We start from the raw sequence: 18,037 nt of genomic DNA on the forward strand, positions 1-18,037 counted from the left end.
TTGGCGACCGTTTGCCCTACCTTGGTTTCTCGCGCCCCACGCGGGCGCTTTGCTTCCCACAAACGTTTGAGGAGGAGGAATTTATGCTGGCAATGAACTACCGCGGCCCGTACCGGGTTCGCGTCGGGCACAAACCCGATCCGGTGATCGAGCATCCTGGCGACGCCATCGTGCGCGTGACACGCGCGTGCATCTGCGGTTCCGACCTGCACCTGTACCACGGGCTGGTGCCGGACACGCGCGTCGCCCACACCTTCGGCCACGAGTTCGTCGGCGTGGTGGAGCAAGTCGGCTCGGCGGTGGAAACGCTCAAGCCCGGCGACCGCGTGCTGGTGCCGTTCAACCTGTTCTGCGGCTCCTGCTTTTTCTGCCAGCGCGAACTGTACAGCAACTGCCACAACACCAACCCGGAAGCCACCGCCGTGGGCGGCATCTACGGCTACTCGCACACCACCGGGGGCTACGACGGCGGCCAGGCCGAATACGTGCGCGTGCCGATGGCCGACGTGGGGCCGTACAAGATCCCGGAGGACATCGTCGACGACGACGCGGTGCTGCTGACCGACGCGCTGCCCACCGGCTACCAGGCGGCGGAAATGGGCGACATCAGCGAGGGCGACACGGTGGTCATCTTCGGCGCCGGCCCGATCGGCATCTTTGCCGCCAAGTCGGCCTGGCTGATGGGCGCCGGCCGCGTGATCGTGGTGGACCACCTTGAATACCGGCTCGAGTTCGTCAAGCGTTACGCGCAGTGCGAGGTCATCAATTTCCGCGAGGTGAAGGACATGGCGCTGCACATCAAGAAGATGACCGACTGGCTGGGCGCGGACGTGTGCATCGACGCGGTCGGGTGCGAGGCATCGGGCAGCATGGCGCAGACCATCACCGGGCGCTGGACCATGATGCAGGCGGGCGCCGCCACCGTGCTGCACTGGGCGATCAACTCGGTGCGCAAGGGCGGCAACGTGTCGATCGTGGGCGTGTACGGCCCGACCTTCAACGCGGTCCCGATCGGCAACGCCGTCAACAAGGGGCTGACCCTGCGCATGAACCAGGCCAGCGTCAAGCGCCACGTGCCGCACCTGATCGAGCATATCCGCGCCGGGCGCCTGAACCCGAAGGAAATCATCACGCACCACGTGCCGCTGGAAGAGGTGTCGGACGCCTACCATATCTTCTCCAGCAAGCTCGACGAGTGCATCAAGCCGGTCCTGATCCCGCCGCGCGCCGGCAGCATTGCGCGCACGGCGGCAAGCAGCATCCTGCACTGAAGGAGAACGGAATGGACAACGACATCGCCCGCCGCGACCAGGCGCAACAGCGTCACAACCCGCACCACCACGGCCACGTGGACTACGACCGCCAGATGGACTTCCATCTCGACCGCCAGCGGCCGTCGCGCGAACAGCTGCAGCACATTCAGGGCTGGGGCGCGGACCTGGACCGCAAGAACCGCCCGGCGGTGCCGATGGAGCACATGCCGCCGCGCTTCATCGACCCGCAGCCGGGCCAGCCGGTGCAGCAGGCCCAGACCGTGGAAGTGTTCTGCTCGCCCGAGCGGCCCGGCATCACCCCCATCTTCGGCACCGCGCAACCGCCCAAAGGCCTGTCCGGCATGATACGCCGCGCCGCCTACAAGCAGACCGAGAACGACATCCGCCACTGGCTGATGCTGCTGCTGGCCGACCGGGTCAACGTGGTCGAAGGGGTCATCGACGACCTCGCGCACGGCCACGTGCCCAATGTGCTGGGCGAAATGGGCATCAGGGCCGAAATGCGCCACAACCCGGCCGGACTGGTGAAAAAGGCGGCCATCGTCACTGCGCTGGCCGGCGCCACCTGGTATCTGATGAGCAGCCGCCGCAGCCGGCGTTGACCCGGCCCATGTAGCCCGGATAGATGACGGCCGTCGTTCCGGCTTCCGCCGGGACCGGCAACGCCCCGCGATTGGTTCCTCCGATCGCGGGGCTTTTTGCGCTTGAGCAAACCCTTCCGTTGAAGCTCGTCCAAACTTCCAAAGTGCCCAGCTCGCTTGTGCGCTGAGAACGGATACCGCAAGGCGGCGGCCCGCCGACCACTTCAACGAGGAGTCACCATGAACATGCGTAAAACCCTGCTGGCCGCGTCGCTCGGCGCGATCTCCCTGTCGCTCTGTGGCTGGGCGGCGGCGGCGCCGATGATGAGCGCGCCGCAACTGCAGTCGAAGCAGGCGGCGGCGTCGCTGGTGTCGCAACTGTCCAAGCAGCTGGCCAGCCGCGGCCTGGACGCCAACCACGGCTTCGCGGTCAAGGTCCAGCATCCCGGCGTGCAGGGCACGCAGGTGGTACGCGTGCAGCATACCTACAAGGGTGTGCCGGTGTTCGGCTCGGAATCGGTGGTGGTGGTCGATGGGACGGGCCACATCGTGTCCGAATCCGCGTCCGACCGCCGCAGCCAGCTCGGCAAGGGCGGCGCAGCCGTGGATATCGACGTCAAGCCATCGATCTCGTCCAAGGCCGCGATCGACGCCGCGCTGGTCTCGGTCGGCCCGAGCGCCACGCACCTGGCCCCGCCGAGCGCCGACCTGATCATCTTCCCGGTGATGAAGACCGAACGCGTGCCGGCCGCGCTGAACAAGCCCGAATCCGAGCTCAACGCGCTCGATGTGCAGGACGTGGTGGACCACTACGAGCTGGCCTACCTGGTGCACACCCGCGCGGTGGTGGCGGACAGGCCGGTGTACCGCGACACGGTGGTGAACGCGAAGGACGCGCACGTGATCGACCAGTGGAACATGCTGCAGACGGTGATCGGCGTGGGCAAGAGCCAGTACAACGGCGAGGTCCCGATCAGCACCACGCTGGTCAACGGCACCTACCAGATGAAGGACAGCACGCGCGGCAAAGGCGGCGCGTATGGCGCGATGGCGATCACCAACGCCAATCACGGCAGCAGCGCCGGCCTCATTTACACCAACAGCACCAACACCTGGGGCGACGGCAAGCAGTACATCGAAGGCGGCAGCACCACCAACGCCAACGGCCAGACCGCGGCGGTGAACGCGATGTGGGGGTTGATGAACACCTACGACACGCTCAAGAACGTGATGGGCTGGCTGTCGCTGGACGGCCACGACACGGCCACCTACATCGCGGCCCACGTCAACACCGCTTACGACAATGCGTACTACAGCGACACCTGCCGCTGCATGTTCATCGGCGACGGCTCGATGTTCTACAGCCTGGGCTCGAACGACGTGATCGGCCACGAGATGGGGCACGGCGTCACGGCGGCGACTTCGAACCTGACCTATTCGGGCGAATCGGGCGGCCTGAACGAATCGAGCTCGGACATCAACGGCGAAGTGGTGGAAGCCTACGCGCGCGCGGGCGGCAAGGGCGACACGGTTCCGCTCACCGGCAACGACTGGGTGATGGGCAAGGAAATCAGCAAGAACGGCACGCCGCTGCGCTGGATGTACAAGCCGAGCAAGGACGGCAGCAGCCCGGACGCGTGGAGCACCTCGATCAAGCGGCTCGACGTCCATTACAGCAGCGGGCCGAACAACCGCATGTTCTACTTCCTGTCGCAGGGCTCGAACGCGGACAAGAACAGCGACCAGTACAGCAAATACCTGGTGAAGAATCCGGGCGCGATGAGCGGTATCGGGCTGGACAAGGCGTATCGCATCTGGTTTAAGGCCAACACCACCAAGTTCACCTCGAGCACCAACTATGCGGACGCGCGCAACAAGATGATCGAGGCGGCCGAGGAACTGTACGGGAAGGGCAGCAAGGAAGCGATTGCGGTGCAGCGCGCTTACGCGGCGATCAATGTCGGCGCGGACGTGGACGAGAGCCAGTAGCCGGCGCGCATTGCCAACCACCGTCGTCCCGGCGAACGCGGGACCCGTGCCGAGGTCCGACGCTCGGCATGGACCCCGGCCTTCGCCGGGGCGACGGGGAGTCGGTCAAGCCCGTGGTCACCCTACCGTTCCAGCAGCGGGTAGGGGTTCACCGGGGTGCCTTTCCACCACTGCTTTTCCGGCGTGAGCTCGATCAGCGCAAAGTGCAGGTGCGGCGCCTTCGCGTCCGCGTTGCCGGTGCTGCCCACGTAGCCCACCAGGTCCCCGCGCTTGAGCGTCATCCCTTCCTTCAGTCCTTCGGCATAGCGGTCCAGGTGCGCGTAGTAGTAGGCGTACTTTTCCTCCGGATCGAACTGGTACACCGTCAGCCCGCCCGGCTTGCTCTTGAATAGCTTGACCACCTTGCCGTCGCCGGCCGCCAGCACGTGCGTGCCTTGCGGCGCCATGATGTCCAGCGCCTCGTGCTTGCGCGCGCTGCCGCGCTGCTGGTCGAAGGTGTCGCTGATGTCGCCCGCCTTCACGCCCTCGACCGGCACCAGCAGTTTGCCGCCGCCGCTTGCCAGCCGGGGCAGCGTCGACAGCACGGTGGCCGTCACCGGGTCGGGCCGCAGCGGCAGGTCGGCCTCGGTCAGGTCAGGCTCGATCTTCGGCGGGTCGGCCAGCCGCACCTGTTCGCCCTGAGGCGGCGGCGGCGGCAGCGCATGGCCGGTCGCCGTCACCACCGGCTGGGGGGCCTGCGCGGCAGGCAACTGGCTCAGCCAGGCAAACAGAGCGCCCGCGCCCACCAGCACGCCGAACAGGAAAGTGAGCAGCCATCGCATGTGCGCCTCCTCGGGTCAGGGTCATTCCTCCAGCACGACGTCGGTGCCCGCGGCGACCAGTTGCGCCACTTCGGCCGCGCTCCAGTTGGTCAGGCGGATGCAGCCGTGCGATTCCGTCTTGCCGATCGTGGACGGCACCGGGGTGCCGTGGATGCCGTAGTGCGGCTTGGACAGGTCGATCCAGGCCACGCCCACCGGGTTGTTCGGGCCGGGCTTGACGGTGGTCTTCTTGTCGCCCGGCGAAGCGTCCCAGAACAGCTTGGGGTTGTAGTGGTAGGTCGGGTTGTGCAGCACGCCCTGGACCTTCCAGTTCCCGATCGGCAGCGGGTCGTGCTCGCTGCCGGTGGACGCCGGATACTGTGCGACCTGCTTGCCGGCCGCGTCGAACAGCATCAGCACCTTCTGGCTGTTCGAGACCGCGACCCTGGCCGCCTTCGGCAGCGCCGCGGCGCCCAGTACGTTGGGCACCAGCAGCTGTTCGCCGGCGCGGCCCAGGTTCTTGCCGGGGTTAAGCCGTTCGAGCAGGGCAGGGCTGGCGTGGAAGCGCTCGCCCAGCGCCTCGGCCGGGCTGGCAAAGCCAAGGGCCGGCAGTTCGGCCTTGGCCATCATGTCCTCGGGCACCTGGCGGTAGGGGCCGGCCGCGTCGGCCTCGGTGACCGTGTAGCCCACCAGCGCGGGCGCGCTGTCGGTGTTCAGGGCGTTGAAGGTGGCGTCGTCCAGTTTGCCGGTGGGCGCGAGCCCGCGCGACTTCTGGAAGCCGGCCAGGGCCTGGCGCATGTTCGAGCCGTAAGCACCGTCGATTTCGCCAGGCGAAAAATGGGCGCGGTCCAGCAGCACCTGGGCGCGCAGCAGGCGGCCGGCCTGCCCGGCCTCAACCTGGTTCTGGTTGTCCGCGGCCGTGGGCGCGGGGAGTTGCTGGGCGAGGGCGGGCAAGCTTGCAGCCAGCCACGCGAAGAGGAGCGGGTACTTCGTTCGATTCACAGGATCACCATTGCAAACGACGATGGGGCCCAGCGTAGTGCCGGGCCCGTCAGGGGTCTGTGCGCGAACGAACTCAGGCGCGTGGCGCCGCCAGCGGCTACAATCGCCGCAATGAGCAAGGAATTTACCGTGACCCTGTTGCCCTCCGGCTGGTGCTTTGCCGTGCCGGCGGGCGAACCGATCCTGCGCGCGGCCGAGGCTGCGGGATTCGAGCTTCCCAGTTCGTGCCGCAACGGCACCTGCCGCACTTGCCTGTGCCGAAAGGAAAGCGGCGAGGTGCGCTACCTGGTCGAGTGGCCCGGCTTGTCGTTCGACGAAAAGCGCGAGGGCGACATCCTGCCGTGCGTGGCCGTGCCGGTCACCGACGTCGTGCTGCGCGCCCCGCTGGCGCGCCGCCTTGCCTGGCCCGAATGACGCGCGCTTTCCCGCGCACGATTGAAAACTGCCCAAGTTCTTCCATGCTAGTCTGATTGCAGACGGCGATTGTCCGGGCCGGGCCGCCATCGGGCAGCCGCGCCGTTTTTCTTTCAACAGGGAGGACCAGCATGAGCAAACAGAAGGCATCCAGCGGCAGCCAGAGCCGCCAGTCCGCCGGCAACATGTCGGAAGAGGACCAGGCCAAGCAACGCGCAGGCGTCAAGCAAAAGAGCAGCCAGAACAGCATGGCGCGCCAGAAGGCCGGCAGCCAACAGGGCGCTGGCGGCGGCGCCAAGCAGGGCTACAAGAAGGGTTCCTGAACCACCGGCGGCCTGAACGGCGCCGGCGCCGCCCGGTTCGTGGCGGCGCAGCGACGGCCAGGTCCGCCGCTTGATTCAGGATAACGGCCCGCGCCAGCGGGATTGTTACGATCAACCTTGGCAGAAAGGACGAGCATGAAGAAATGCGATGCGCGGCCTGCGGCGGCTGCAGGCGAGCCGCGGCGCGGCCATCAGACGCCCGACCCCGAAACGCCGCCACCGACCCGCACGCCAGACCAGCAGCCGGACGAGTATCCGGCCCCGACCCACGCCCCGGTCCAGGAACCGAGGATGCCGGAGCCGCCGATCAAGGCCTGATGCGCTCAGCGCTTGCCGCGCTGCGGCTCGTGCGGGTGACCGCCGTGGTGGTTGCCGTTGTCGCCGTGCTGGCGGCTCGGCAGCGGCGGGATCTGGCGGATCATTTCCTCGGTCTCTTCCTGGGCCGGGGTTTTCTCGCCGCTGCCGATGTCGGGTTCCTCAAGATAGGGGCGGCCCTTGTGGGCCGGGTCGGTGGAATGGGGACGTGCCATGTTGCGCTCCAAATGCGTAATGAATAAAGGTCATCCTAGCAGCACCGTGGCGGCGATTGGCGCGCAATAGTCCAGGTGTTGCTTATCGGCTACAGAAGTTGCCGATGGTGTCAACCGTCACAAGTGCGTCATCGTTTGATGCATAGAATGACTTATAAGTCAGTATCAGCTTCACCTTGGAGACACATGATGGGCAACTCCCTGCACAATAAAATCTACCTCGGCCGCAGCTCGTTCCTGGGCTCGCGTCGTTGGCAAGTTGCGATGGTCTGCGGCGTGCTTGCAGCGGGATTGCTGACCTGGGCCGGATTGCGCGGCTGGCACTAAGGTCCAGTGGTTGCCGCCGGGCGGCGGGGCGGGTACGATGTCGCCCTTGCGAAGAAAAGGCGGCAATGAAAGACCAACAACTGACCATCGACGAACTCGACGCGCTCGAATTCATCCGGCGCGGCGCCCGCACCGACCGGTACAACGCCTGCGTCGGCCGTAACGCCAAGAAGCTGGCCGGGCTCAAGCTGATCCAGTATGCGCGCAACGGCAGTGTCGCGCTGACCGACAAGGGCGCGCAGGAATTGTTCCTGCGCCGCTGCATCGCGGCGCTGCAGGCACTGCAGGCCGACCCGCTGGCGCCGATCGACGCCGACGTTGTCCAGTTTCTCGGCCGTAAGTCGCACATTGCCGTGCGCGAAGAGGGCGGCTTTACTCTCACCGACAAGGGCCGCGAATCGCTGGCCGACATCGCCGGCCAGCACGGCGCGCGCTAGCCGTGGCTGGGCGGACGGCGCTTGTGCGGCTGCAGCAGGCAGCGCACGGCGATTTCCGGCGGCACGTTCATGGTCGCCAGGAAGGCGGCCGCTTTCTGCACCCCGAGCGTCGGGATCGAGGCGATCGCCTGGTTGATCAGGTCGCGCGTGCGCAGGTCGGTGCGCTGCAGCCGCTGGCCCGGTTCGAGCGCGGGCAGGTCAATATCGGTGGTGGACATTCCGAACCCCAAATTGCCAAATAGACATTTGTCATTGTAGGCCAATCTTGCCGGATTGGCCACACAACGCGGCGTTTCAGACGAAGGCGGTTTCGTCGGCCAGCGACATCACCGGCGGCAGGCTGCGCTGTTCGCGCAGCATCTGCTCGAAGTCGGCGGCCGGCAGCGGGCGGCTGAAGAAGTAGCCCTGCATCTCGTCGCAGCCCTGGCTGCTCAGGTAATGCAGCTGCTCGGCGGTTTCCACGCCTTCCGCGATCACCGACAGCTTCAGGTTGTGCGCCAGCGCGATGATCGAGCTGACGATCGCCGCGTCGTTGGCGTCGTCGGTGATGTCGGCCACGAACGAGCGGTCGATCTTGAGCACGTCGATCGGGAAGCGCGACAGGTAGGACAGGCTCGAATAGCCGGTGCCGAAGTCGTCGATCGACAGCTTCACGCCCAGCGCCTTCATCCGGTGCAGCAGGTCCACCGCCGGCGTCACGTCGCTCATGAACAGGCTTTCGGTCAGTTCGATCTCAAGGCACTCCGGATCCAGCCCGGTGTCGGCCAGCGCCGCCTCGATCCCGCCGATCAGTTCGGGGTCGCCAAACTGGCGCGCCGACAGGTTCACCGCCACCCGCAGCCGGCCCAGGCCCGCGTCCTGCCAGGCCTTGTTCTGGGCCGCGGCGGTGCGCATCACCCAGGCGCCGATCGGCACGATCAGGCCAGTCTCCTCGGCCACGCCGACAAAGCGCACCGGCGGCACCATGCCCAGCTCCGGGTGGTTCCAGCGGATCAGCGCCTCCATGCCCACGATCTGGCCGCTGGACAGGTCCACCTGGGGTTGGTAGTACAGCACGAACTCGTCGCGCTCGAGCGCGTTGCGCAGCGCCGTTTCGATGCGCACCCGCTCCAGCGATTCCTCGTTCATCGCCGGGGTGTAGAACTGGTAGTTGTTGCGGCCCAGCTTCTTGGCGCGGTACATCGCGATGTCGGCGTGTTCGATCAGGCTGTCGGCCGCGGTGCCCTCGCTCGGGTACACCGCCACGCCGATACTGCAGGTGACCATGAACTCCTTGGTGCCCAAAATGACCGGGCGCGCCACCGACTCCATCACGCGCTGCACGATGTCGTGCGTGAGCGGCTCGCCCGCGTGCTCGGACAGGATCACCACGAACTCGTCGCCCGACAGCCGCGCCACCGTGTCGGTGTCGCGCAGCGCGCCGCGCAGGCGCGCCGCCACCGTCACCAGCAGCACGTCGCCGGCCTTGTGGCCCATGCTGTCGTTGACGTACTTGAAGCGGTCCAGGTCGATCATCATCACCCACACCGGATAGCCGCTGCGGGTGGCGTAGGCGACCGCCTGGCCCAGCCGGTCCTGCAGCAGCGAACGGTTGGGCAGGCCGGTCAGCACGTCGTGCTGGGCCACGTGGTACACGCGCTGCTCGGTGAGCTTGCGGGCGGTGATGTCGCTGCCGGTGCCGCGGTAGCCGGCAAAGGCGCCGGTGTCGTCGAACAGCGGGGTGCCGTTGATGCTGAACCAGCGGGTGTCGCCGTTGTCGTCCCTGATCTGGTACTCGAAGTTCTGGAACGGCTCGTGCGCCTTGACGCGGGTGATGTGGGCGCGCCCCTCGTCGGTCTGGTCCAGGTCCGGCACGCACTCCCAGCGGGTCTTGCCGAGCAGGCGCTCGACCGCGATGCCGGCCTTGGTGCTGAAGTCGCCGGTGATGCTGGTGAAGCGGCACGCCGCGTCCTGCTCCCAGTACCAGTCGGACGACATCGCCACCAGCTGGCGGAAGCGCTGCTCGCTTTGCTGCAGCGCGCGCTCGGTGCGGCGCCGCGCCAGCACGTCATCGACCAGGCGCTGGTTGCTGCGCTTGAGGTCCGCGGTGCGTTCGCGCACCAGCTGCTGCACCCGCCGCGCGCGCTCGCTGGTCAGGTGCACGAACGCCGTCATCAAGACGGTGAACAGCACGCCGCCCACCAGCATCGAGACCGAGCCGAGGTGGTCCGGCAGGAACGGGCGCGGCGTCGCGGTCGCCTCGACCAGCCAGTGGCGGCCGGCGACGATGAAGCTGCGATCGAGCCGCGTGCTGTAGCCGGGAGCGAGCCACGCCGCCAGCTTGTCCTGCGGGGCGGGCGCGCCGGCCGCGGCGGTCGAGAACATCAGCCGCGCCGGGTCGGCGCGCGAGCCGGCGTACACCGCCAGCTCCACGTTGCGTTCGTCCAGCAGGCCGGCTGTCGCCAGGATGGTGCGCACCAGCTCGGGCCCGCGGATGATCGCGGCGGTATCGCCCGCCAGGCTGCCGTCCGCGGCGAACACCGGCATCACCAGTTCGAAGCTGGCCTGGCGCCGGGTGTCCTGCGCCAGTTCGACCAGGTCGCTCGCGGCGGCCACACCGGTCACGCGCGCGCGCTCGACCGCCTCGCGCACCTGCGGATGCGCGCCCGCGTCCAGGCCGAACGCCGGTTCGTTGCCGGCCATCGGTTCGAGGTAGTGGACGATGCTGTACTCGGGCCGGCGCGGGGCCGTGCGTTGCACGCCGCCGCGTTTTTCGGTGATCACGGTGCCGGGGCGCACGCGCTGCAGTTCGGCCTCGACCCGGGCGCGCTCGCTGTCCTTGACCAGCCGGTGATAATTGAAGGCCTGGATGAACGGGTGGCGCTTGAGCAGCGGGGTGGTGAAGTCGTGGAACTGCTCGCGCGTGACCGGGCGCACGGTGGAGAACAGCTGGTTGGCCGCGGTCAGCACTTCGACCGCGTCGTTCAGGCCCTGGCGCACCGCAGCCACGCGCTGCGCCGCGCGCTGCTCGAATGCGAACGCCTGGTTGTCGTATTCCAGATGGACGGCAGCCATGAACAGCGCGGCCGACGCCGCCAATCCCGTGCCCAGTGTCAGGCTGGCCGCTAGGGTCAGTTTGAAAGGCTGTGGACGGGGCATCGGGCGATCGGGCGCATTGTGGAAAAGATTATTCGTTGCCGGTGGGCACTACTCGCGCCAGTGTGTCACAAAATCGGCCGCTTGGGCAAACGAATTGCGGCAATCGTGTTCCAGGTTCAGTCTGGACGATGCGCGAGCCACACCACCAGCAGTCGCGCCAGCAGCCAGTTGAGCCAGCGCGCACCCAGGCCGCGTCCCTGGCCGACCCATGCGAAGCGGCGCGCCGCCCGCGCGCTGGCGGCGCCGCCCCCGCCTTTGAGGGCAAAGAAGATATGGTTGTTGCCGGCCACGCCGTCGAACCAGCACACCTTGCCGCCGAACGCCTGGCGCAGGCGGGCCAGCATGGCGCCCCGCGCCGGGTCGTAGCTGAATATATTGGCAACGGCCACGCCGCCCGGCCGCAGCGCCTCGCGGCAGTCGGCGTAAAAGCGCGCGCTCCCGAGCGAGGCCGGCAGGCCGTCGCGGTCGAAGCCGTCCAGCAGCAGCACGTCGGCGCTGCCGCGCAGGCGCGCCAGGTAAGCGGCGGCGTCGGCCTGCACCACCGTGAACCGGGCGTCGTCGGGCGGCACCCGGAACTGCTCGCGCAGCGCGATCACGTCCGCGCGCAGCTCGATCACGGTGATGCGCGCGCCGGGCAGGTGGCGGTAGCAGAACTTGGCCAGCGAGCCGCCGCCCAGGCCGACCATGACGATGTGGCGCGGGCGCGGCACGAACAGCGCAAAGCACATCATGGCGCGCGCGTAGGCCAGCACCAGCGCGTCCGGCCGGCACAGCAGCATTTCGCTCTGCACGTCCCCCGGTCGGAACTCCAGCGTGCGCCGCCCGTCGATGGTGCGCACCAGCGGCGCGGCGGGCTCCGGGGCAGGGTCGGCGGCGGGTGGGCGGGAAGGGCTGGGCATGCCCGGCAGTATATGCGAATGGCCCCCGGCCGGCTGCTTGTTGCCGAGCATAAGTTTCTGATAAGCTGGCCGCCGCAGCCCACACGGAGGCAATTCCCATGTTCCTGGACCACCCCACGATTTCGGCGACGAACAGCCAGACCGAGCCGGACCGCATCGAGCGGCTGAACCGGGTGTACGGCTACGCCCTGGCGCTGGCGGACCAGGATGGCTGCGCCGCCTTCGTGGACAAGGTCACCCAGCTGCACGACCACAAGGGGACGCTGATCGTGTTCTGGCACGACGCCCCGACCGATGCCGAGAAGGCCTACTGGGCAAGTGCCTGGGCCAGCAAGGTGGGCGACGGCTCCACCAGTGTCGAACACGAGTTTTAAGGACAGCCGATGGATTCCACCGCAATGGTCCTGGCGCTGGGCAACCTTGCCCTGTGCGCCGCACTGTTCTTCTTCGATTATGGCGCCGCGCGCCCGGCCGCGCTCAGCGTATGGGGCCTGTCGCGCCAGTGCCAGGCCGGCGCCTGGCTGCTGCTGGCGCTGTCCGCATCGAACGTGCTGCCCGAGCCGCTGGCGCTGCCGCTTGGCTACGCGCTGCTGTTCGCGGGCGTGGCGCTGGAGGCCGGCGCGTTCTGGGAGCTGGCCGGCAGAAGCGGCTGGCGGCGTCCGGTGTTCATCGCACTGGCGCTGGCGGTGGCTGTATTCCTGGCCTGCTATCTGGTGGACGAATCGGCGCTGCGCGCGCTTGCCGCGTCGCTGGTGCTGGGCGGCTTTTACCTGTGCGCCGGCGTGGCGCTGGCAAGCGGTTGGCGCGGCGCGCGCATGCTGCAGCGCTTCCTGGCCGTGGCCGGGATCGTGCTGGCGCTGGCGGTGGCCGCGCGCGGCGTGCTGGTGCTGACCGCGCCCGGTGGCTGGGCGTGGTGGTCCAACCCGGTGCTGCGCCAGTGTTCCACCGCTGCGTTCTACCTCTTGATGCTGCTGTACGCGTTCGGCATGCTGCTGCTCGCAAGCGAACGGCTGCAGGCCGAGCTGGCGCGGCTGCAGGTGGCAGACCCGGTCACCGACGTGCCGAACCGGCGCGGGTTCTTCAACCTGCTGGCGCCATGGATGGCGCTGGCGCGCCGGCCCGGCATGGCCACCGCGCTGGTCACGCTCGACCTCGACCAGTTCAAGCGCATCAACGACGGCTACGGCCACACCGCCGGCGACGTGGTGCTGCGCCATGTGGCCGAGGTGTGCAAGCGCCAGCTGCGCGACAGCGACCAGCTCGGGCGCCTGGTGGGCGGCCAGTTCGCGATCCTGCTGCCGCGCACCAACCTGGACGAGGCGGCGCTGGTGGCCGAGCGCATGCGCGCGGCGCTCGAAGCATACCCCTGCAAGACCGAGCGCGCGCTGATCGCGATGACGGCCAGCTTCGGCGTGACCACCATCCGAGCCGACGACAGCACCGTCACCCTGTTCCAGCGCGCCGACGAGGCGCTGCGCAGCGCCAAGGAGCTGGGCCGCAATCGGGTTGCGCAGGCGGCGCCGGCGAGCCCGGTGGAGGAAGCATGAGCGCGACACTGCGGCGCCTGCTGCCGCTGCTGCTGGCCGCCGGCTGCGTGCTTGCCGGGCGCGCGCAGGCGGCCGCGCCGACGCTCACCCTGTGCTTCGAGCGGCGCGACGTGCTGCCCTGGCGCACGGTCGACCACCGCGGCCTGAATTTCGAGTTGCTCGACGAGGTCGCGCGCCGCACCGGGGTCACCTTCGTGTACCGCGGTATGCCGTGGAAGCGCTGCCTGGAGGAGCTCAAGGCCAACATGGTCGATGGCGCGTTCTCGGTCAGCTTCAACCCGGGGCGCGAGGAGGTCGGCGTCTTTCCGGGCGGGGCATCGCCCGACCACAGCAAGCGCATGAACGGGGACGGCTACATGCTGGTGCGTCGCCGCGGCAGCCCGATCGACTGGGACGGCAAGGAGCTGCGCCATGTGGACGGGCGCATCGGGGTCCAGCTCGGCTATTCGATCGGCGAGTTCCTCAAGAGCCGCAATGTCGCCATCGACGAGGGCAGCCAGCAGGCCGATGAACTGGCGCAAAAGCTCGTCAGCGGCCGCATCGCCGCGGCCGCGTTCGGTGGCGCCGATGCCGAGCGTGTGCGGCATGGCCCGTTCGCGCGCCAGCTGGAAGTGCTGCCGGTGCCGCTGCTGCAGCAGGATTACTACCTGGTCCTGTCGCACGCGCTGGTCGAGCGCGACCCGCGGCTGGCCAACCGCGTGTGGGACGCGGTCGGCGTGGTGCATGCCAGTCCCGCCTATGTCCGTCGCAATAAAGCGGCAATCGACGCGGTCATGCGCGGTACGCGCTGATTCCACTGTTTTTTGCTTCTGGGAAATGGCATACTAAGAGTTTATTTCTTGTCATTTCCTTGCTCATCCCGCCTCATGCGTCGTCTCATTTTCCTCGTGATCGCTGCAAGCTGCGTCCTGGGCAGTGCTGCGGCGACTGCCGCCGGCACGCTCACCCTGTGCTATGAGCGGCGCGAGGTGCTGCCCTGGCGTACGCTCGACGGCCAGGGCCTGAATTTCGAGCTGCTGCGCGAGGTGTCGCAGCGCACCGGCGTGCAATTCGACTACCGCGGCATGCCGTGGAAGCGTTGCCTCGAGGCGATCAAGGCCAACGCGGTGGACGGCGGCATTGCGGTCAGCTTCTACCCGGCGCGGCTGGCGGTGGGAGCCTATCCCGGCGGCGCGCACCCGGACCGCGCCAAGCGCATGAACGTGGGCGGCTACATGCTGGTGCGGCGCCGCGGCAGCGCGATCGACTGGGACGGCAAGGCCTTCCGCCACGTGGACGGCAAGATCGGCTTCCAGCTCGGCTATTCGGTGGGCGAGTTTCTGCGTTCTCGAGGAGTGCCCACGGACGAGGGCAGCCAGCAGCCGGAGGAGCTGGCGCAAAAGCTGGCGGCCGGACGGCTGGCCGCGGCCGCGTTCGGCGCGGCCGACGCCCAGCGCCTGGCGCACGGCCCGTTCAGCGCCCAGCTCGAGGTGCTGCCGGTGCCGCTGCTGCAGCAGGACTACTATCTGATGCTTTCGCACGCCATGCTCGCGCGCGATCCGCAGCTGGCCAGCCGGCTGTGGAACGAGGTCGGCGCGGTGCGCACCAGTCCCGCCTACGCCCGGCTCGAGGCAAGTAAAGTGGAGCCGGAATGGCGATGAAGCGGGGGCTGACGCGGCTGTTGTTTGCCAAGCTGCTCGACAGCTGGAACCAGAACATCGTGTTCCGGCTCGGCGCCGGCATCGTGCTCGCGGTGGTGCTCTCGACCGGGGTGTACACGACCTACGTGATGCACACACTGTCGGCCGAAGCCAACGCGCGCCTGCAGGATCGCGTCGAGCGCCAGGCCCAGGTGCTGTCGCAGGCGCTGGCGCAGCCGCTGTTCGACATCAACAGCGCGGCCGTGTCCTCGGTGGTCGGCGCGCTCGGCGCCACCCCGGAGGTGATGTGGCTGCGCGTGCTCTCGCCCGAGGGCGACGTGCTGGCCTCGATGACCGGCGTGCCGCGCGACCCGTCCTCGGCGATCCGGGTGGCGCGCACCATCACCTTCAACGACGGCACCCGCACCTACCAGGTCGGCTCGATCGAGCTGGCCTTTTCGCGCCAGCCGATCGACCAGGACCTGCGGCGCCAGACCGTGCGCACCGTCACCGCCAACCTGCTGCTCACGCTGGCCATCGTGGTGTGCGTGTTCCTGGTCGGGCGCCGCATGACCCAGCCGTTCGTGGACATCCAGGTGGCGCTGGACAAACTGGCGCGCGGCGAGACCGACATCGCGCTGTCGGGCATCGGCCGGCGCGACCAGATCGGCCGGCTGTCGTCGGCGGTGCGCAGCTTTCGCGACACCCTGAACCGCTTGCGCCGCGCCGAGCAGGTGACCACCGGCCTGTTGCGCGAAAAGAGCGTGATCGAGCAGCAGTTGCGCGAACTGAACGAAGACCTGGAAATGCGCATCGCCGCGCGCACCGCCGAGCTGACCGATTCGATCCGCATCGCGCGCGACACCCAGGAAAAACTGCAGGCGATCGTGGAAACCGCGCTCGACGCAGTGGTGCGCATGGACGGCAACGGCCGCATCGTCGGCTGGAACACGCAGGCCGAGAAGACCTTCGGCTTCACGCGCGAGGAGGCGCTGGGCCGCTCGCTGGACGAATGCATCATCCCGGAGCGCTACCGCGAGGCGCACCGCGCCGGGGTGCGCCGCTACCGCGAAGGCAAGGGCGGCGGGGTGCTCGACACCCGTATCGAAATCTATGCGCTGCGCCGCGACGGCACCGAGTTCCCGATCGAACTGGCGATCACGCGCGTGCAGCTGGCCGACAAGGAAGAGTACGAATTCTGCTCGTTCATCCGCGACATCTCTGAGCGGCGCGAACGCGAACAATCGCTGCTGGCCGCCAACGTGCGCGCCGAGGCGGCCAACGTGGCCAAGTCCGAGTTCCTGGCCAACATGAGCCACGAGATTCGCACGCCGATGAGCGCGATCATCGGCATGGCCTACCTGGCGCTGCGCACCGACCTCAATCCCAAGCAGCACGACTACGTCAGCAAGATCCACCGCGCGGCCCTGTCGCTGCTGGGGATCATCAACGACATCCTCGACTTTTCCAAGATCGAAGCGGGCAAGCTCGACGTCGAGGAAATCCCCTTTACGCTGGACGAGGTGCTGTCGAACGTGGCGTCCGTGACCGGCCAGAAGGCGGCCGAAAAGCAGCTGGGCTACCTGGTCAACGTGCCGCGCAGCGTGCCGCGCGAGCTGGTGGGCGACCCGCTGCGCCTGGGCCAGGTGCTGATCAACCTGGTCAACAATGCGGTCAAGTTCACGCCTTCCGGCGAGATCGAGCTGTCGTGCACGCCCATGCCCACGGCCGTGAGCGGCCGCGTGCGGCTGCGCTTTGCGGTGCGCGACACCGGCATCGGCATGAGCGCGCAGCAGCAATCCAAGCTGTTCCGCGCGTTCAGCCAGGCCAACGGCTCGACCACGCGCGAGTACGGCGGCACCGGCCTGGGCCTGTCGATCTCGCAGCAGCTGGTGGGGCTGATGGGCGGGCGCATCGCGGTCGAGAGCAGTCCCGGACGGGGCTCGACCTTCCGCTTCGACCTTGAATTCGCGCTGTCCGGCCGCCCCGAGCGCGTGGCCGAGGCGCCGGCGGCCCCGGCTGCGCTGCCCGGCGTGGGACAAGCGCGCGTGCTGCTGGTCGAGGACAACCTGGTCAACCAGCAGATCGCGGCCGAGCTGATGACTGCGCAGGGGATCGTGGTGGACATCGCCGCCACCGGCCAGCAGGCGCTGGACAGGCTCGCGCTGGCCGGCCCCGACGGCTACAACCTGGTGCTGATGGACCTCGAGATGCCGCAGCTCGACGGCCACGCGGCCACCATCGAGCTGCGCAAGGATGCGCGCTTCAACAAGCTGCCGGTGATCGCGATGACGGCGCATGCGCTGGCCGAGATCCGCGAACGGTGTCTGCGCGAGGGCATGCAGGATTACATCACCAAGCCGGTCGAGCCCGAAAAGCTGTACCACACGCTGGCGCGCTGGCTCGGCCACGCGCTGCCGCAGCCGCAGGCGGCGCTGCCGACCCCGGGTCCGGCGCCGTTGCCGGGGCTGGTGGGGCTGGATACCGCCTTCGGGCTGCGCAACGTGGCCGGCAACGAACCGCTCTACCTGCAGTTGCTGGAGCGCTTCTGCGCCACACAGGGCACGGCCGGCGCCGACATCCGGGCCGATTTCGAAGCCGGGCGCCCGGACCTGGCGGGCCGGCGTGCGCACACCTTGCGCGGCGTGGCCGGCAACATCGGCGCGCGCGAGCTGCAGACGCTGGCGCAGGCGGTGGAGGAGGGGATGGCGCTGGAAACCGCGGACAAGAGCATCCTTGCGCGTGGCGTGGCGGCGCTGGAGTCGGCCGTGGCCGACCTGGTGCGCAATATCGAGCGTTACTTCGACAGTGAAGCCAAGAGTGCCGCGCCGGTGCCGGAAGCGCTGGAGGGCGCCGCGCATGCGCTCGCGCACCTGGCCAGGCTGCTGGAAGAATTTTCGGGCGATGCGACCGACTACTTCGACAGCGTGCGGACCTGCCTTGCCCGCGTGCTGGACGCGGCCACGATGACGAGCCTGGAAGCCTACCTGTCCGGCTACGAATTCGAGGAAGCGCGGCAGTTGCTGACGCAGCATGGCGTGAAATTCACCGCGCCGCACGACGCCTAGCGGCCGGCGACACGCGCGCATCTGTTGATGCAGCTCGTGTCCCGTCGCTGACGCGCCTACCGGAACATGGGCAAATCGTATATATTGTT

19 protein-coding genes are annotated in these 18,037 nt (G+C 68.2%); 13 read left to right on the forward strand and 6 right to left on the reverse strand.

All coding sequences use genetic code 11. From position 1 onward, the window contains the following. The first annotated feature begins 83 nt into the window (after positions 1 to 83). The 3 genes from NX773_RS12580 to NX773_RS12590 all read left to right on the forward strand — a co-directional run bounded on the left by NX773_RS12580 (position 84) and on the right by NX773_RS12590 (position 3,844). Positions 84 to 1,271, forward strand: coding sequence for a zinc-dependent alcohol dehydrogenase (locus NX773_RS12580; protein WP_258856648.1), 1,188 nt, complete (start codon positions 84 to 86; stop codon positions 1,269 to 1,271). 11 nt (positions 1,272 to 1,282) lie between these two features. Further along, positions 1,283 to 1,876, forward strand: coding sequence for a hypothetical protein (locus NX773_RS12585; RefSeq protein WP_370662247.1), 594 nt, complete (start codon positions 1,283 to 1,285; stop codon positions 1,874 to 1,876). Between the two features lie 219 nt (positions 1,877 to 2,095). After that, positions 2,096 to 3,844 (forward strand): M4 family metallopeptidase, encoded by a 1,749-nt coding sequence (locus NX773_RS12590; protein ID WP_258856649.1) that lies wholly within the window; start codon positions 2,096 to 2,098, stop codon positions 3,842 to 3,844. Between the two features lie 122 nt (positions 3,845 to 3,966). Here the strand turns inward: NX773_RS12590 and NX773_RS12595 are convergent, their stop codons facing one another. Continuing rightward, positions 3,967 to 4,665, reverse strand: a complete 699-nt coding sequence (locus tag NX773_RS12595; RefSeq protein ID WP_258856650.1) for a M23 family metallopeptidase — start codon at positions 4,663 to 4,665, stop codon at positions 3,967 to 3,969. 21 nt (positions 4,666 to 4,686) lie between these two features. Continuing rightward, positions 4,687 to 5,646, reverse strand: a complete 960-nt coding sequence (locus tag NX773_RS12600; RefSeq protein WP_258856651.1) for a L,D-transpeptidase family protein — start codon at positions 5,644 to 5,646, stop codon at positions 4,687 to 4,689. Between the two features lie 111 nt (positions 5,647 to 5,757). On the opposite strand from NX773_RS12600, the gene NX773_RS12605 reads away from it, so the two are divergent. The 3 genes from NX773_RS12605 to NX773_RS12615 all read left to right on the forward strand — a co-directional run bounded on the left by NX773_RS12605 (position 5,758) and on the right by NX773_RS12615 (position 6,701). Beyond that, a complete protein-coding gene (locus NX773_RS12605; RefSeq protein ID WP_258856652.1) occupies positions 5,758 to 6,060 on the forward strand; it encodes a 2Fe-2S iron-sulfur cluster-binding protein in 303 nt (100 codons plus the stop codon). 131 nt (positions 6,061 to 6,191) lie between these two features. Further along, entirely contained in the window at positions 6,192 to 6,383 is a 192-nt protein-coding gene (locus NX773_RS12610; RefSeq protein WP_258856653.1) for a hypothetical protein, read from the forward strand. 135 nt (positions 6,384 to 6,518) lie between these two features. Then, complete coding sequence (locus NX773_RS12615; protein ID WP_258821957.1) at positions 6,519 to 6,701, forward strand: hypothetical protein; 183 nt, start codon at positions 6,519 to 6,521, stop codon at positions 6,699 to 6,701. A gap of 5 nt (positions 6,702 to 6,706) precedes the next feature. On the opposite strand, the gene NX773_RS12620 is transcribed toward NX773_RS12615, so the two are convergent. Beyond that, positions 6,707 to 6,913 (reverse strand): hypothetical protein, encoded by a 207-nt coding sequence (locus NX773_RS12620; protein WP_258856654.1) that lies wholly within the window; start codon positions 6,911 to 6,913, stop codon positions 6,707 to 6,709. 186 nt (positions 6,914 to 7,099) lie between these two features. Here NX773_RS12620 and NX773_RS12625 point away from each other — a divergent pair, with 186 nt between their 5' ends. Then, positions 7,100 to 7,240 carry a hypothetical protein gene (locus NX773_RS12625; protein WP_258856655.1) on the forward strand — a complete coding sequence of 47 codons (141 nt, stop codon included), beginning with the start codon at positions 7,100 to 7,102 and terminating at the stop codon, positions 7,238 to 7,240. 65 nt (positions 7,241 to 7,305) lie between these two features. Next, on the forward strand, positions 7,306 to 7,677 hold the full coding sequence (locus NX773_RS12630; protein ID WP_258856656.1) for a hypothetical protein: 372 nt from the start codon (positions 7,306 to 7,308) through the stop codon (positions 7,675 to 7,677). Here NX773_RS12630 and NX773_RS12635 read toward each other — a convergent pair. The 3 genes from NX773_RS12635 to NX773_RS12645 all read right to left on the reverse strand — a co-directional run bounded on the left by NX773_RS12635 (position 7,674) and on the right by NX773_RS12645 (position 11,714). Beyond that, on the reverse strand, positions 7,674 to 7,895 hold the full coding sequence (locus NX773_RS12635) for a hypothetical protein (protein ID WP_258856657.1): 222 nt from the start codon (positions 7,893 to 7,895) through the stop codon (positions 7,674 to 7,676). The two genes, NX773_RS12630 and NX773_RS12635, sit on opposite strands and share 4 nt — an antisense overlap. A gap of 76 nt (positions 7,896 to 7,971) precedes the next feature. Further along, positions 7,972 to 10,815, reverse strand: a complete 2,844-nt coding sequence (locus NX773_RS12640) for a bifunctional diguanylate cyclase/phosphodiesterase (protein WP_258856658.1) — start codon at positions 10,813 to 10,815, stop codon at positions 7,972 to 7,974. A gap of 116 nt (positions 10,816 to 10,931) precedes the next feature. Next, the gene (locus NX773_RS12645) at positions 10,932 to 11,714 is read right to left on the reverse strand and encodes a spermine/spermidine synthase domain-containing protein (protein ID WP_258856659.1); all 783 of its coding nucleotides are present in this window, start codon (positions 11,712 to 11,714) and stop codon (positions 10,932 to 10,934) included. A 98-nt stretch (positions 11,715 to 11,812) separates the two neighbouring features. On the opposite strand from NX773_RS12645, the gene NX773_RS12650 reads away from it, so the two are divergent. The 5 genes from NX773_RS12650 to NX773_RS12670 all read left to right on the forward strand — a co-directional run bounded on the left by NX773_RS12650 (position 11,813) and on the right by NX773_RS12670 (position 17,948). Beyond that, on the forward strand, positions 11,813 to 12,088 hold the full coding sequence (locus NX773_RS12650) for a hypothetical protein (protein ID WP_258821950.1): 276 nt from the start codon (positions 11,813 to 11,815) through the stop codon (positions 12,086 to 12,088). Positions 12,089 to 12,097: 9 nt separating this feature from the next. Further along, positions 12,098 to 13,261, forward strand: coding sequence for a GGDEF domain-containing protein (locus NX773_RS12655; protein ID WP_258856660.1), 1,164 nt, complete (start codon positions 12,098 to 12,100; stop codon positions 13,259 to 13,261). Then, complete coding sequence (locus NX773_RS12660; RefSeq protein ID WP_258856661.1) at positions 13,258 to 14,052, forward strand: substrate-binding periplasmic protein; 795 nt, start codon at positions 13,258 to 13,260, stop codon at positions 14,050 to 14,052. Before NX773_RS12655 ends, NX773_RS12660 begins: the two co-directional genes overlap by 4 nt. Before the next feature lie 75 nt (positions 14,053 to 14,127). Continuing rightward, complete coding sequence (locus tag NX773_RS12665; protein WP_258856662.1) at positions 14,128 to 14,901, forward strand: substrate-binding periplasmic protein; 774 nt, start codon at positions 14,128 to 14,130, stop codon at positions 14,899 to 14,901. After that, positions 14,892 to 17,948 (forward strand): hybrid sensor histidine kinase/response regulator, encoded by a 3,057-nt coding sequence (locus NX773_RS12670; protein WP_258856663.1) that lies wholly within the window; start codon positions 14,892 to 14,894, stop codon positions 17,946 to 17,948. The genes NX773_RS12665 and NX773_RS12670 overlap by 10 nt, the downstream gene beginning before the upstream one ends. Positions 17,949 to 18,037: the final 89 nt, after the last annotated feature.

The organism is Massilia solisilvae, assembly GCF_024753215.1.
Classification (GTDB): domain Bacteria; phylum Pseudomonadota; class Gammaproteobacteria; order Burkholderiales; family Burkholderiaceae_D; genus Telluria; species Telluria solisilvae.

What these genes read in the sequence shown, in the direction of transcription:
- NX773_RS12580 (WP_258856648.1), top strand. Translation starts at nt 84, where the DNA reads ATGCTGGCAATGAACTACCGCGGCCCGTACCGGGTTCGCGTCGGGCAC.
- NX773_RS12585 (WP_370662247.1), top strand. Translation starts at nt 1,283, where the DNA reads ATGGACAACGACATCGCCCGCCGCGACCAGGCGCAACAGCGTCACAAC.
- NX773_RS12590 (WP_258856649.1), top strand. Translation starts at nt 2,096, where the DNA reads ATGAACATGCGTAAAACCCTGCTGGCCGCGTCGCTCGGCGCGATCTCC.
- NX773_RS12595 (WP_258856650.1), bottom strand. Translation starts at nt 4,665, where the DNA reads ATGCGATGGCTGCTCACTTTCCTGTTCGGCGTGCTGGTGGGCGCGGGC.
- NX773_RS12605 (WP_258856652.1), top strand. Translation starts at nt 5,758, where the DNA reads ATGAGCAAGGAATTTACCGTGACCCTGTTGCCCTCCGGCTGGTGCTTT.
- NX773_RS12610 (WP_258856653.1), top strand. Translation starts at nt 6,192, where the DNA reads ATGAGCAAACAGAAGGCATCCAGCGGCAGCCAGAGCCGCCAGTCCGCC.
- NX773_RS12615 (WP_258821957.1), top strand. Translation starts at nt 6,519, where the DNA reads ATGAAGAAATGCGATGCGCGGCCTGCGGCGGCTGCAGGCGAGCCGCGG.
- NX773_RS12620 (WP_258856654.1), bottom strand. Translation starts at nt 6,913, where the DNA reads ATGGCACGTCCCCATTCCACCGACCCGGCCCACAAGGGCCGCCCCTAT.
- NX773_RS12625 (WP_258856655.1), top strand. Translation starts at nt 7,100, where the DNA reads ATGATGGGCAACTCCCTGCACAATAAAATCTACCTCGGCCGCAGCTCG.
- NX773_RS12630 (WP_258856656.1), top strand. Translation starts at nt 7,306, where the DNA reads ATGAAAGACCAACAACTGACCATCGACGAACTCGACGCGCTCGAATTC.
- NX773_RS12635 (WP_258856657.1), bottom strand. Translation starts at nt 7,895, where the DNA reads ATGTCCACCACCGATATTGACCTGCCCGCGCTCGAACCGGGCCAGCGG.
- NX773_RS12640 (WP_258856658.1), bottom strand. Translation starts at nt 10,815, where the DNA reads ATGCCCCGTCCACAGCCTTTCAAACTGACCCTAGCGGCCAGCCTGACA.
- NX773_RS12645 (WP_258856659.1), bottom strand. Translation starts at nt 11,714, where the DNA reads ATGCCCAGCCCTTCCCGCCCACCCGCCGCCGACCCTGCCCCGGAGCCC.
- NX773_RS12650 (WP_258821950.1), top strand. Translation starts at nt 11,813, where the DNA reads ATGTTCCTGGACCACCCCACGATTTCGGCGACGAACAGCCAGACCGAG.
- NX773_RS12655 (WP_258856660.1), top strand. Translation starts at nt 12,098, where the DNA reads ATGGATTCCACCGCAATGGTCCTGGCGCTGGGCAACCTTGCCCTGTGC.
- NX773_RS12660 (WP_258856661.1), top strand. Translation starts at nt 13,258, where the DNA reads ATGAGCGCGACACTGCGGCGCCTGCTGCCGCTGCTGCTGGCCGCCGGC.
- NX773_RS12665 (WP_258856662.1), top strand. Translation starts at nt 14,128, where the DNA reads ATGCGTCGTCTCATTTTCCTCGTGATCGCTGCAAGCTGCGTCCTGGGC.
- NX773_RS12670 (WP_258856663.1), top strand. Translation starts at nt 14,892, where the DNA reads ATGGCGATGAAGCGGGGGCTGACGCGGCTGTTGTTTGCCAAGCTGCTC.